Origin of the sequence: Psychromonas sp. KJ10-10, assembly GCF_047323245.1 — a bacterium.
Classification (GTDB): Bacteria; Pseudomonadota; Gammaproteobacteria; order Enterobacterales; family Psychromonadaceae; genus Psychromonas.
On the sequence record NZ_CP178826.1, the window covers coordinates 1,849,396 to 1,862,515 of the forward strand.

Sequence of the window (13,120 nt, forward strand, 5' to 3'; positions counted from 1 at the left end):
AAAGTCGCTACAGCTTTTACTGAAAGCAATACGCTATCTAAAATTCAAACTAGTCCTAAAACCTCAACTGATGATGTGCAAACTTTATCTAAAAACAAATTTATTGATCGATTAGATAAAAATGGAGACAGAAAAGTATCTAACACTGAGTTTAAAGGTGGTGATAAGCATTTTAATCAATTTGATATCAATAAAGATGGCTTTATCAGCATCGAGGAAGCGCCAACCGGGCCACCTAAAAAGAAATAAGTTATTTTTTTATAGCTCGCGCCTAGATTTGACCCTTTAATTTTCTGCAAACTGATGCCAAGTATGGCATTAGTTTGCAGTCATGAATGTGAATCCCAATAAACTTACCTAAAATGTAAATAACGCTATAAAATCTGGCGCTTACCCCTACCGAACACACCCTGATTGTGAAAATAAACAGTTCTTATTGAAATTAATTATTATTTTTAATGAGATAAGCTTTTATTCACGCATATTTAGACTATATTTTTAAAAGATTGTATCTTTTGATGAATGATTAATAATATGCTTTATAAGTAAGCTATCACTAATTTATCATTTCATGTATTTAAAACGAGGTATTTTTTCATTATGATACCGTAAATATCACTGTATTGTTTAACTCAGAGATAAAGCTATTGAACTGTAAAAGATAACCCTTTGATAATGCTCGTAGAAGGCGTTAAGCATTTTGTTCTATTTTAAACCGAATGCGGGGAATTATTGGTAAGGGAAAGTTGTATGAATATTAATATTAAAAATAAGGTCAATGTCATATTATTAGTTGATGACGAGCCTGCAAATATCAGATTGCTGAATAATTCTGTGTCTTCTTTAGGTCGCACTTACTTTGCGAGTAATGGAGAAGAAGCGATCAAAATGGCAAGTCAAATTAAGCCTGACCTTATTTTACTTGATATTCAAATGCCAGGCATGAGTGGTTATGAAGTCTGTGATGCAATTAAAGGTGACAGTGCACTCAAAGATACTGCGATTATATTCGTTACTGCTCACGGAGATACCGAGCATGAATTAAAAGCGCTTGATTATGGCGGTGTTGATTTTCTGCAAAAACCTCTTAATCCTTTAATTGTTCAAGCTCGTGCAAAAATCCACCTCGAGCTTAAAAATCAACAACACCAACTGGATCTTACCCGTGGAACACTAGATAGTATTATTCATCATTTACCCGTCTTTGTTGCCTATTGGGATGATGAGCTTAATAATATTTTCAGCAATGATGTAAATGGCGATTGGTTTGGCCTTGAAGCGCAAGATATGTTGGGTGAATCTCTTGTTGATGTCATTAATCATAATAACACTTTAGACATCGTCGCTATTGAGGTGTTGTTGACGGCAATTGATCAAGTGATACTAGGCAAAACCATGGGCTTTGATCTGACACTTAATGCGTCTTGTAATGATGCTGTTTTTGTTTCGGTTTCTTTAGTACCAACCTTATTAGAAGGGAAGTTTAACGGTTTTGTTATGCTAATGAATGACATTACCCCGATGAAGGTATTGCAGCGATGATTTACACCAAGATAAAGAATTGCTAAAAGTGACACTGAACTCCATAGGTGATGCGGTAATTACTACGGATATCCACGGGGTGGTTAATTTTATGAACCCCATTGCTTCATCCTTGACTGGCTGGTCGATTAATGATGCGATTAATCAACCCATTGAAACAGTTATGCCTCTAACAGACTCTAGCGGTAAATTTGCGATAAAAAACCCTATTTATAGTGCTATTAAAAAGCGCCGAGTAGTCGGGATGGCATTTAATACTCTATTACATACTCAGCAACAAACAAAGCTTGAAGTTGAGGATTCTGCTTGCACCAATATTAGACCAACAGGGGGAGATACAAGGGGCAATCATTGTTTTTCATGATGTCAGCGAAACCAAAGCAATGGCTTTGAAAATGTCACATCTTGCTAACCATGATTCACTAACAAACTTACCTAATAGAATGTTACTTCAGGATAGAGCTGAGCGTGCCATCAATAATGCAGATAGAAAGCATGAAAAGCTCGCAATGATCATGTTAGATGTTGATAACTTTAAAAGTGTTAATGATTCTGTAGGCCATAAAATGGGTGATATGTTATTGAAAAAAATAGCACAGCGACTGCTAGAAAGTTCAAGATCTGTTGATACCGTGAGTCGTCAGGGAGGAGATGAGTTTACTATTTTACAACCGGATATTACTAAGCTCGACCAAGTTGTAAGTTATGCTCAACGCATATTAACACTTTTTCAGAACCCTTTTATGTTGACGAAAAGCGCTTTGATTTGTCCTGTAGTCTTGGTCTTGCTATTTATCCTGATGATAGTAAAAGCATTGATATGTTACATAAGCATGCAGATTTAGCCATGTATCGAGCTAAAGAGTTAGGGCGTAGGCGCTGGCATTTTTATGCGAATGAAATTGAATCTAGTGTGTTAGCAAGGCATCGACTTGAGCAATATTTGAGTCGAGCTGTGCAAGAAGAGTTCTTTGAAGTTTATTATCAAGCTAAAACAGATGCGCGTAATAATAGTGTTGTGGGTATGGAGGCTTTACTAAGATTAAAACCACTTGATGGTGTTTTCATTTCACCTGCCGAATTTATTCCATTAGCTGAGGAATGTGGCCTTATCGTTGACATTGGTAATTTTGTCATGAGAAGAGTTTGTGAAGACGTGCTTAAATGGCAGAAAATGGGTTTTAATCATCGCGTTAGTATCAATATCTCACCAGTACAATTCTCTCAACAATACTTTTACGAGGGTGTACAAAGACTAATGACAGAGTTATCAATAGACACTGGTTTGATTGAGTTTGAGATAACTGAAGGTGTTTTAGCAAAAGATGTTGAGCGCACTCGTTTATTACTTGAGTCAATACAACAGCTTGGTATCAATATATCTATTGATGATTTCGGCACGGGTTATTCAAGTTTACTTTATCTTAAACGCTTTCCGATTAACGTGCTTAAAATCGATAAAAGCTTTGTAGATGATATGTTAACCGATGAAAATGATGAAGCCATCGTGGATACTATTATCAGCTTAGCTAAATCACTAAAAATGGAGTTAATTGCCGAGGGGGTAGAAAGTGTTGAACAGGTAAATGCACTTTCTACCAAAGGATGCTTTGTCATTCAGGGTTATTATTATTGTAAGCCTATTCCTTACTTTGATATGTGTGATTATTTACAGGCAAAAAATTAGCATCATTAGCAAGTTATCAATTGCGCAGTGAGGGAGAATTTCAATAAAAAGATATTCTCTTTTTATCCTACTATGGAGCACCTGTTCTTGAATTCAAAAACATTTTCTCAATCCGTTCTCTCAACAAAGCTTCGTGCCTTTTTAGCTATTTGGTTAGTAGGTTGCCTGTTGACTTTGACTGCTTACTTTTTACCGATGCGTATTATAAAAATAAGTTAAGCCTTAGAACAGAAAACCTAATTGAACAAGCTGTTTCGGTGGTTAAACAACGCTTTGAAAAGTATGAATATGGATTATTAAGTGCTCGTGGAGCGCTATTAATCGCTGAAAATAGTGCGACGTCACGGCGACATTTTAAACGCTATATTGCTTCTTTGAACCTTGGTAAAGACTTTCCTGGAGCCAGAGGGTTTGGATTCATTCGTCGTGTTGCTGTTGACCAGGAAGATGATTTTGTGCGCACTGCACGTGCGGATGATGCGCCTAATTTTAATATAAGGACATTAACTGAGCACAATAAAGAGCGTTTTATTATTCAATACATTTATCCTGAGCAGAATAATGAACAAGCGATCGGCTTAGATATTGGCTCAGAAAGTAACAGAAGGCAGGTCGCACTGACTGCCTCAATTAGCGAAGGGGCGACATTAACCGCTCCTATTACACTGGTTCAAGCTGAGGGCAAAGCAAGACGAGGTTTTTAATTCTGTTACCCGTTTATGAAGGAGTATTAGCTGATAATATTGTTGAGCAAAGGTTACAGTCAACGATTGGCTGGGCATATGCTCCTCTAATCGTTGATGAAGTTTTATTTGACCTTGGTGCGATCCTTTCTGAGATTGACTTAACCATCACAGATAAAGCCGAAAACCTTCCTTTTTTGAATCTACTTTCGAAGCAACTTCAATAGAGCAAAGTGAATCAGTTATCTCCCGTGAAATTGAATTTATGGGAAGAAGTTGGATTGTTTCAGCAAAGGCACATGAAAAAATAGAAAAAGGATTGTTATCTTACACTCCAACTTGGTTTCTATTTCTATTTGTGCTGATGACCTGTTTTTCTTACTTTATTGCACTGATAATAACCTCTAAATCTTCTAAACAATCACCCTCTGAAGATCAACAACTTAATATCTCTTTACGCGAGTTTTTCGCAAGCTCTAGTTTTAATAATATATCAAAGGGCTATTTGTTTATTATGTTGAGCATCCTTGCTTTGAGCGGCTATTTATATGTCGAGCAAGAGTTTAATGTTGCCTCTAAGGAGTTAATGGAGCATGCACAATATAGTAAAGAGTTAATCGATAATCATGAACAAAGCTATAAGGAAGGGCTAATTTTTGTAAAATCTATCCCAGTGATAAGTGCCTTAACCGACTTAAATAATGAGGTGTCGGGATTACCTTTTCAACTTGATGCTTGGGAAGGTGTGTTAGCCAATATCTTTAAAGCTTATATGCAATCACAGCCAGAAATGTTTCAAATTCGCTTGATTAGCGCACAGGGCCAAGGAAAGGAATTGGTAAGGGTGGAAAGAAAGGGCGGGGAGATTTTTGTTACTCCCAATAATGATTTGCAAAACAAGGGTGATAGTGACTATTTTATAAATACGATTAAATTAAATAGTGGTGAAATACACACATCAACTATTGAGCCAAATATCGAGGAAGGGGAAATGGAATTGCCAATACGCCTCACTCGGCGTTATTCCACACCTCTTTTTATTCTGATGGTCGCATTTTCGCTATTATCGTGATTAATGTTGAAGCAAGACCACTGCTTAATGAAATTAGGCGTCTGTCGAATAATGACGAAATCATTTATATCACCAATGATGAACAGAAATTTATACTGGCGTCGGATCTATATGCTGTTAATGATTCTTTTTCAGAGCAGGAGTATCAGTGGGGAGATGCATTTCAACGTACATCAAATATTTTTGGCGTATTAAACAATCAAATTAGTTCCTGGGAAGGCAGTAATGGCCAATTTATAAGCGCTGAAACATTGATATCGCCTAATCCGGGGGAGGTGATAGGACAGCTTAAAATTAATGCTACACAATTAACAAGTATTATCTATAAAAATGCAATGATACTGTTATTAAAACAAATGTTAATTTTGTTGGTATTCTCACTGTTAGCACTGTTATTGTTTTATTATTCCTGGGCAAACAATACACGTATGTTGATTGCTAATCGTGTCAAAAAAGAATTAGCGACTCAAAAACAAAAAGAGAATATGTTCGAAAGCCTGACGGAATTGTCGCCAGAAGCTATGGTGATAATCGACACAAAGGGCATAATTGTATTAATTAATTCTCAAGCAGAAAAATTATTTGGCTATCAACGAGATCAATTAGTTGGACAAAAAATTAATATGTTAGTGCCGGTTTCAGTTGCTCATAAACATGATAGTTATGTTGATGGTTATGTAAAAAATCCACGTACCCGACCAATGGGCACTGCTAACGATCTTTTTAGTCGTCATGCTGATGGTTCAGAATTTCCCGTTGAAGTGAGCTTAAGTCCGATCCAACTAGATGATAAGATGCTCATTGCTTCATCTATCCGTAATATTTCCGAACGAAAAACAATCGAAAACACTTTAAAACAAGCCATTGAAAAAGCTAAAAGTGCTAGCCAAGCAAAAACGGCTTTTTTAGCTAATATGAGCCATGAAATACGCACACCACTTAACGCAGTTATCGGATTGACACACTTACTTCAGGGTAAGGAGTTAACCTCTGAACAACTCAATTTAGTCAATAATATTCAATTAGCAGGACGTTCTTTATTAGGAATTGTTAACGATATTCTAGACTTAAGTAAAATAGAAGCAAATGAGATGACTGTGGTGCAGGCGCCTTGTAATCTGCAACAATTATTGGATGAGATTTATAGTGTTTTCTCAAATCAAGCCTCGCAAAAGCAAATAACCCTTAATTTAGAAGTAGATCCACATTTAGCTCTTTTAGTTAAGACAGATAAAAATTTATTAAAACAAGTTCTTACAAATTTATTAAGTAATGCCATTAAGTTTACCAGTGAAGGAAGTGTTAGTTTAAAAGTGACCTGTGATATTTCTGATGGCTTGGCGTCAGAAATACAAATGCAAAAAATGCAACTAGTGAGATTTAGCATTGAAGATACCGGTATTGGTATTTCTCCTGGGCAACAAGAAAAAATATTCCAACCTTTTAATCAAGCTGATGAGGGCATTAATCGACGCTTTGATGGGACGGGTTTAGGTTTATCAATAGTACGTAATTTAAGTGAGCTTTTAGGTGGTGAGATAGGCGTCAGCAGTGAGCTTGGAAAAGGTAGTTGTTTCTGGCTCGATTTGCCTTTAAAACAGATAAGCAAGGATGAAGATTTTAGCAGTGATTCAATTGTTGAGCCGATAAATATCTGGGTGTTTGGCAGTGTTGATAATGGCGAATGCATGTTACAGAAACTTTGTATTTCCCTTGGTTGGCGAGTATTTTGTGGCGCCAATGTCACTCAGTTTAGTCAAGAGTTTCAACAACGTTTGCAAGACCAAACACAATTACCTGATGTGATGGTCATTGATTGGGACTTAAATGGTTTAGATAGCTTAGCACTCATAGAGATGATTTTTAAAATACCTCACTGGCAACAAATACCTGTTATTTGCGTATGGTTCTGAACAGCAACAGGCAAACATTGACCAACTTGATCATTCACGACGTATAAAAGGTGTTTTACTCAAACCTGTTGAGCCAACAAATTTATTTAGTTTAGTGAATAATACGCTGATTGAGTATACAGGTGATACAAATCGAGTACTTGAGTCCACTAAAATGGAAGCAATAAAAGCGAAATGGTTGCCTGGTGTGAGGATTTTGGTAGTTGATGATAGTTTAATGAACCTTGATGTTGTTGAAAAAATATTAACAAACAATGGCGCGAGCGTTACTACTGCATCTAGTGGTACGGAAGCTATTGAGACCCTTAAAAATGCGCAAGATTATTATGATGTGGTATTAATGGACGTGCAAATGCCTGTGATGGATGGCTTGCAAGCGACTGCTTTTATTCGTCAGCAACTAAATATCAAAAAGCTACCGATTATTGCGTTAACCGCAGGCACGCTTGAGGAGGAAAAAATAGGGCGCTTAAAGTTGGCATGAATGCATTTCTAAGTAAGCCTATTGAGCCAGCAAAATTAATTTTAAGCCTTCGTAAACATGTCGAGTATTATCGTGAACGTGCGATTATGATCGATCATATTGAAGTACATGAAGGGCATAAACATGCGGCTGATTGGCCTGAAATTATTGGTATAACCAATAGCATAGACTTATTCCAAGGAGATTTAGATTTATTTGAATTTTCACTACGACGTTTATTTGAAGAACACAATGACCTTGATAGTTTAGTTGGAAATGGTTTGAGCCTAAGTGATCAGGATTATCGTAATGAATTAGCAACTAAAGTACATAAATTACGTGGTAGTGCTGGCATGGTTGGTGCTAAAGAATTATATAATATGGCTTCACAGGCAGAAATAAGTTTACGTAAAGGTACACAGGAGCATCAACGGGAGTTATTAATTGATATTGTTAATGGTTTACAAGCGTTACAGAAGAACAGTGAAAAATTCCTAGATTTACAGCTTAAAAGTAAACTAGCATCAAACAAACAAAGTGATCCCGCGGTTGAAAAAATGGGTAGCTCAGAGGTTGAGAAGCTAATTTTTGCACTCGAAAATAATGATTTATCTGTTATTGATATTGTAGAGGAGCAAACTTCAAGCATTGTGGCACTACTTGGAGAAGAGACTTTTAATGATTTTAATCATCAGGTTACTTCGCTTAATTATGCTAAAGTTGCTGATATTTTGAAAGCTCATAATGAGCAGTGAAAGTTAGCTGAAAGGCCTACAATGCAAGCTGATTAATAAATGGGCTGTTAAGCTGTTATTGTGGTTTGTCACTGTGTGATTGTTATGTAGCCTTGTCCTTTGGAATCGGAAGCGTATTTGATCCAATTTTGGGCTAAGAGCGTATAAGCTAGCAAGCATCAATAGCTCTAAGGCAGTAAATATGAAGTATATGACTTATTTTTTGTTCTTCTTTAGCTTTTACACTCATGGGCAGGAAAAAATGAAGTTGACAGAACTATCCTCTTTAAAATGGGAAAATAGAATTATTTTGGTGAAGGTTGAAACCAATAAAGACAATATTTTAAACCTATTTGAAGAAAACAAAGGTGCTATTAATGAACGTGATATTGTTTGGTTTATCATGCAAGGTGACACTATTGACACCAATTACAAAGCAATCTTAGACGAAAAATTAGTGTCTAATATTAGTCACCAATATACAAATCAGCCTGGTAATGTATTATTAATTGGTAAAGATGGCAGAATAAAATCTAGCCGTGAAAGTGTCGATTTAGAAAGTGTTTTTTTAGAAATTGATGCCATGCCCATGCGTCAGTCTGAAATGAATAATCAATAGGCCTTCACTGCTCAATAATGTATTTGATTTTAGTTTTCATGTTATTTAAATAGGACGTTATTGTGATTTCATATTTACCTCGTATTATATTTTTTAGTGCTATTGTGCTATTAACTGCTTATAGCCAGTCAAGTAATGACCCTAACTATCAAGCATCAAAATCTTTGCCTGATTATTCTCAAGACACTTTTCAACAATATATCGAAGATACTAAACAATGGTTATTGACACATCGCGTGTTTAAAACAGAGGATATTGAAAAAGAACTGCAAGCGAATCTTCCCTTTGAATTAATGCCTGAAAAAGCAAATGGGGATGCCGTTTTATTAGTGCATGGCTTAGGTGATTCACCATATTCTTTTATTGATGTAGCAAAACACCTCGCCTCAAAAGGTTACCTTGTAAGAACGGTATTATTACCAGGGCATGGAAGTAAAGTTGGCGATCTCATGTTACCCACATTAGAAGATTGGCAGAATGTGGTACGACACCACGTTGCATTATTAAAACAACAATCCAATAAACTTTGGTTAGGAGGTTATTCCACAGGTGCAAATTTGGTGACCTCCGAAGCATTAAATGATCCTGATATTGAAGGTCTGTTACTATTTTCCCCTGCCTTTAAACCGAGAAGATCTATCGTTAAGTGGGCTAACATTGCCAGTTACGTCGTAACGTGGGCGGATCAAGATCCTGAGACTAATTATATCCGCTACAATTCTTTGCCAATGAATGGCGGCGCTGTTTATTATCAGACCACAGAAGTTGTGCAAGATGATCTAAAGGATACTTTGTATAACAAACCTATTTTTATGATGTTAAGCGAAGGTGATCGTGTTATTGACAGCAAATTTCCTATCTCTGTCTTTGAAAAGCAGTTTATAAACGATAATAACCAATTAATATGGCAAGGTGAGGGGGAATTATCTCTCCCTAATACCACTCGATTTAGTATGAATCGTCCCGACCTACATATAGTTAATGGATCTCATATGGGCCTATTATTTGCGCCGAATAACAGTGATTATGGGAAAGAAGGCACGATAAGAATTTGTAATAATGGTCAAAGTAAAGAACAAGAAAAAGCCTGTGAGCAGGGCGCAGAAACCTGGTTTTCTTCTTATGGGCAGATTCAAGAAGGGAAAGTGTTGGCGCGTTTAACTTATAACCCTTATTTTCAAGAAAGCATGGAAAAGCTCGATAAAGTAATGAGTAATTAGCTAATATTTAAAGTTATTTTATATGTATCAAGTATGAACAAAGTAATTTGATCATACTTGGTCATTAACGGTAATAGAAAAACCTTAATCAATTAAGGTGTATTTACTTGAAAAGTGGTGGCAGAGCCATTTATATAAGTTAAAAGCGATGGTGCTTTTTGCTGTAGGAAGGCCATCCTTATCTAAAAAAGATTCGCCTTTAAAAGTAATAACGTCGTCGTTGCTCAGCAACACTCGTTACTTTAATGCCTTCAATAAAGTCTTCATGCTCTTGCAGTTGACTATTTGCTATGGCTATCAAATCATCGCTTTTTATTGTTTGTTTTTCATTACTCATGTTAATTAATCCTCCAAATTTTTTAATAAATAATAATAACCAGAGTTGCTTGTTAATCGCAAGTACCAAGATGAGGATTTATCATGCCTTATGGGGTAATAATTATGACATTTATTAACCATTAATATCCTATTAAATTTTTTAAAAAATTCAATTAATCCCCTTGTTTTTAATTTTCTAATCCCTAATTAAAATATTGTGGGTGAGCAGTCTCTTATAGATGTTTATCCACTACTAATTGTATTTATTATATGTTGCTTAAACGGAGAATATATTATGAACTCAGTTGATTTAACACCCCTATATCGTAGCAGTATCGGTTTTGATCGTTTAGCGTCTTTATTAGATAGCGCCTTAACATCTGACAGTACTCAGAGCGGTTATCCTCCCTATAATATTGAAGTGATTGAAGATAATCATTATGCCATTACACTCGCTGTGGCAGGGTTTACTGAAGATGAACTTGATATCCAAGTCGAAAAAGGTATCTTGACGGTTAAAGGCAATAAGTCATTAAAAGAAAAGTCTACCTATCTTTATCATGGTATTGCTAACCGAGCCTTTGAACGTAAATTTAATCTCGATGATTATGTCGAAGTGACTAATGCAGATCTCGCAAATGGCTTGTTAACCATTGCTCTCAAAAAAGAAATACCTGAAGCGATGAAACCTAAGTCAATCGCTATTAACCATAAGGGAAATGCTATTGAACATAAATCAGAGGAGTCTAAAAAAGAAATTCAAAGCGACAAAGTCGCTTAACAACCAGGGGGATTAATTCCCCCTTTCTTGTTTGTAAAATTATTTGTTTAATTTTAGTGTTTTACACAAATCAAATGCCCACAAGGAGGGAAAGTGTCCATTAATTTACCTAAGGTGATGCATACAGCGGGTAGTTTTAATGCCTATTTATCTTATGTGAACAATATTCCAATGCTTGATGAGGAGCAGGAAAAGAGACTGTTTAAAGACTATCAAGAAAAAAATGACTTGGATGCGATAAAAAAAATAGTACTGTCACATTTGAGATTTGTGGCTTATATAGCAAGAAGCTTTAAAGGTTACGGTTTACCCATGGAAGACTTAGTACAGGAAGGTACTATTGGTTTGATGAAGTCAGTAAAAAACTTCAAATCAGAGGTCGGTGTGCGCTTATCTAGTTTTGCTATCCATTATATAAAAGCTGAGATACAAGAATATGTTGTTCGCAATTGGCGTTTGGTAAAAGCGACAACAACCAAGGCCAAACGTAAACTATTTTTTAATTTGCGGCGTTTAAAAAGCAGTACTGATTGGTTAACCCACAAAGACAAACAACAGGTCGCTGAAGAATTAAAGGTAACAGAAGCAGATATTAATGAGATGGAAATACAAATGTCTCAATCTGAGATATATGTTCAACCCATTTCAACCGGTGACGATGATGATATTTCTGTTGATTTTTCACATCTACTTGAGGATAAGTCAGAACACTTTACAGCGACACTTATGAAGCAAGATCATAAGAAAAAAGTATTTCAAAAAATACGTGAAATGACAGCACAATTAGATGAGCGTTCTCGGGATATCATCGAAAATAGGTGGTTATCAGAGAAACAACTTACACAAAAAAAGTTGGCTGAAAAATATGGTGTTTCAAAAGAGAGGATTAGACAAATTGAAGAAGCCACTTTATTAAAAATGAGAGAAAAATTAGTTGCCTTAAATAGCTAATTTGATAGAGGTTAACATGCAGACGAGATTAAGTTTGGTAAAATTATTAAGAACTATTGTATGGCTTACGGCACTACTATATCTAATTAACTTACTTCTTCCCGTCGTTGAAAAATATTATATTTATAATAATTCACAACCAAGGGCTGTCTCTGCAAGAGGTGATTTAGCGGAATCGGAAAAGTCGGTTATTGAGCTTTTTAGCTACGCCAGTCCTTCTGTAGTGTTTATCTCAACAAATAAAATAATAAGAAGCTTTTGGAGTCGCGATGTACGTAAAGTTCCTCGTGGCACCGGATCTGGTTTTATTTGGGATGAGTTTGGACATATTGTTACTAATTACCATGTCATTAAAGGTGCTTCTGAAGCGCTAATAAGGTTAAATGATGGCCGAACTTATCAGGCGAATCTTGTTGGTATTAGTCCACAACACGATTTAGCAGTATTAAAAATTGATGTTGATTTTAATTTACCACCACCGGTTCCAATTGGCACCAGTGACGATTTGAAAGTAGGGCAATCAGTTTATGCAATTGGTAACCCATTTGGTTTAGATTACACACTAACAAGTGGCATTGTTTCTGCTCTTAATCGCTCTCTTTCTGGAGATTCAGATTTAATCATAGATAACTTGATTCAAACGGATGCGACCATTAACCCTGGTAATTCAGGTGGGCCATTACTCGATAGTGCAGGTCGTTTGATTGGTATAAACACAGCAATATATAGCCCTTCAGGTGCCTATGCAGGTGTTGGATTCTCGGTGCCTGTCGATACTGTTAATAGAGTTGTCCCACAGCTTATTAGCCATGGTCGATATGTTAGTCCATCACTCGGTATAACCATTGATGAAAATATTAATCAGCAAATAACTAGGGAGTTAGGCATTGAAGGTGTCGCGATTCTTGATATTTTACCTGATTCAACGGCATCAAAATCAATGTTAAAAAGCGCTCAAATTACACGTTTTGGAATAAGGCTTGGTGATGTGATCCAATCAGTAAACGATGAATCTGTTAGTACGGTTAAATCTTTATTATCGATACTCGATAACTATAACATTGGTGATAGAGTGTCTCTTGGCATCTTACGTGATAAAAAAACCATAAAGGTAGAAGTGAAACTTGAATAAATACC

General features: G+C 36.0%; 16 protein-coding genes and 1 pseudogene. 15 read left to right on the plus strand and 2 right to left on the minus strand.

All coding sequences use genetic code 11. The features are described 5' to 3' along the window. Window positions 1-75: 75 nt before the first annotated feature. From ACLKMH_RS10530 to ACLKMH_RS10585, 12 genes and pseudogenes are all read left to right on the plus strand, one after another. A complete protein-coding gene (locus tag ACLKMH_RS10530; protein WP_413701925.1) occupies window positions 76-249 on the plus strand; it encodes a hypothetical protein in 174 nt (57 codons plus the stop codon). A gap of 501 nt (window positions 250-750) precedes the next feature. Continuing rightward, window positions 751-1,542 (plus strand): response regulator, encoded by a 792-nt coding sequence (locus ACLKMH_RS10535; protein WP_413701926.1) that lies wholly within the window; start codon window positions 751-753, stop codon window positions 1,540-1,542. A 28-nt stretch (window positions 1,543-1,570) separates the two neighbouring features. After that, window positions 1,571-1,906 carry a PAS domain-containing protein gene (locus tag ACLKMH_RS10540; RefSeq protein WP_413701927.1) on the plus strand — a complete coding sequence of 112 codons (336 nt, stop codon included), beginning with the start codon at window positions 1,571-1,573 and terminating at the stop codon, window positions 1,904-1,906. Then, on the plus strand, window positions 1,836-2,387 hold the full coding sequence (locus tag ACLKMH_RS10545) for a diguanylate cyclase domain-containing protein (RefSeq protein ID WP_413701928.1): 552 nt from the start codon (window positions 1,836-1,838) through the stop codon (window positions 2,385-2,387). The genes ACLKMH_RS10540 and ACLKMH_RS10545 overlap by 71 nt, the downstream gene beginning before the upstream one ends. Then, window positions 2,309-3,229 carry a putative bifunctional diguanylate cyclase/phosphodiesterase gene (locus ACLKMH_RS10550; RefSeq protein WP_413701929.1) on the plus strand — a complete coding sequence of 307 codons (921 nt, stop codon included), beginning with the start codon at window positions 2,309-2,311 and terminating at the stop codon, window positions 3,227-3,229. The genes ACLKMH_RS10545 and ACLKMH_RS10550 overlap by 79 nt, the downstream gene beginning before the upstream one ends. 257 nt (window positions 3,230-3,486) lie before the next feature. Next, a pseudogene (locus ACLKMH_RS10555) lies at window positions 3,487-4,139 on the plus strand (CHASE domain-containing protein). A 38-nt stretch (window positions 4,140-4,177) separates the two neighbouring features. Continuing rightward, window positions 4,178-4,984, plus strand: a complete 807-nt coding sequence (locus tag ACLKMH_RS10560; RefSeq protein ID WP_413701930.1) for a hypothetical protein — start codon at window positions 4,178-4,180, stop codon at window positions 4,982-4,984. Beyond that, window positions 4,981-6,897, plus strand: a complete 1,917-nt coding sequence (locus ACLKMH_RS10565) for an ATP-binding protein (RefSeq protein WP_413701931.1) — start codon at window positions 4,981-4,983, stop codon at window positions 6,895-6,897. Before ACLKMH_RS10560 ends, ACLKMH_RS10565 begins: the two co-directional genes overlap by 4 nt. 94 nt (window positions 6,898-6,991) lie before the next feature. Next, entirely contained in the window at window positions 6,992-7,381 is a 390-nt protein-coding gene (locus tag ACLKMH_RS10570; RefSeq protein WP_413701932.1) for a response regulator, read from the plus strand. Next, on the plus strand, window positions 7,378-8,115 hold the full coding sequence (locus ACLKMH_RS10575; RefSeq protein ID WP_413701933.1) for an Hpt domain-containing protein: 738 nt from the start codon (window positions 7,378-7,380) through the stop codon (window positions 8,113-8,115). The genes ACLKMH_RS10570 and ACLKMH_RS10575 overlap by 4 nt, the downstream gene beginning before the upstream one ends. A 181-nt stretch (window positions 8,116-8,296) precedes the next feature. Then, window positions 8,297-8,713, plus strand: coding sequence for a DUF4174 domain-containing protein (locus ACLKMH_RS10580; protein WP_413701934.1), 417 nt, complete (start codon window positions 8,297-8,299; stop codon window positions 8,711-8,713). A 62-nt stretch (window positions 8,714-8,775) separates the two neighbouring features. Further along, window positions 8,776-9,933 (plus strand): alpha/beta hydrolase, encoded by a 1,158-nt coding sequence (locus ACLKMH_RS10585; RefSeq protein WP_413701935.1) that lies wholly within the window; start codon window positions 8,776-8,778, stop codon window positions 9,931-9,933. An 84-nt stretch (window positions 9,934-10,017) separates the two neighbouring features. On the opposite strand, the gene ACLKMH_RS10590 is transcribed toward ACLKMH_RS10585, so the two are convergent. Continuing rightward, window positions 10,018-10,167 (minus strand): DUF2498 family protein, encoded by a 150-nt coding sequence (locus ACLKMH_RS10590; RefSeq protein WP_413701936.1) that lies wholly within the window; start codon window positions 10,165-10,167, stop codon window positions 10,018-10,020. Further along, window positions 10,133-10,270 carry a DUF2498 family protein gene (locus tag ACLKMH_RS10595; protein WP_413701937.1) on the minus strand — a complete coding sequence of 46 codons (138 nt, stop codon included), beginning with the start codon at window positions 10,268-10,270 and terminating at the stop codon, window positions 10,133-10,135. The genes ACLKMH_RS10590 and ACLKMH_RS10595 overlap by 35 nt, the downstream gene beginning before the upstream one ends. Window positions 10,271-10,546: 276 nt before the next feature. On the opposite strand from ACLKMH_RS10595, the gene ACLKMH_RS10600 reads away from it, so the two are divergent. The 3 genes from ACLKMH_RS10600 (at window position 10,547) to ACLKMH_RS10610 (ending at window position 13,115) form a co-directional block, all read left to right on the plus strand. Beyond that, window positions 10,547-11,032, plus strand: a complete 486-nt coding sequence (locus ACLKMH_RS10600; RefSeq protein WP_413701938.1) for an Hsp20 family protein — start codon at window positions 10,547-10,549, stop codon at window positions 11,030-11,032. 93 nt (window positions 11,033-11,125) lie between these two features. Next, entirely contained in the window at window positions 11,126-11,983 is an 858-nt protein-coding gene (locus ACLKMH_RS10605; protein WP_413701939.1) for an RNA polymerase factor sigma-32, read from the plus strand. 16 nt (window positions 11,984-11,999) lie between these two features. Beyond that, window positions 12,000-13,115, plus strand: coding sequence for a S1C family serine protease (locus ACLKMH_RS10610; RefSeq protein WP_413701940.1), 1,116 nt, complete (start codon window positions 12,000-12,002; stop codon window positions 13,113-13,115). Window positions 13,116-13,120: the final 5 nt, after the last annotated feature.

Bases quoted from the DNA above. Each gene is read 5' to 3' on its own strand.
- ACLKMH_RS10535 (WP_413701926.1), top strand. From the start codon at position 751: ATGAATATTAATATTAAAAATAAGGTCAATGTCATATTATTAGTTGAT.
- ACLKMH_RS10560 (WP_413701930.1), top strand. From the start codon at position 4,178: ATGGGAAGAAGTTGGATTGTTTCAGCAAAGGCACATGAAAAAATAGAA.
- ACLKMH_RS10575 (WP_413701933.1), top strand. From the start codon at position 7,378: ATGAATGCATTTCTAAGTAAGCCTATTGAGCCAGCAAAATTAATTTTA.
- ACLKMH_RS10580 (WP_413701934.1), top strand. From the start codon at position 8,297: ATGAAGTATATGACTTATTTTTTGTTCTTCTTTAGCTTTTACACTCAT.
- ACLKMH_RS10595 (WP_413701937.1), bottom strand. From the start codon at position 10,270: ATGAGTAATGAAAAACAAACAATAAAAAGCGATGATTTGATAGCCATA.
- ACLKMH_RS10600 (WP_413701938.1), top strand. From the start codon at position 10,547: ATGAACTCAGTTGATTTAACACCCCTATATCGTAGCAGTATCGGTTTT.
- ACLKMH_RS10610 (WP_413701940.1), top strand. From the start codon at position 12,000: ATGCAGACGAGATTAAGTTTGGTAAAATTATTAAGAACTATTGTATGG.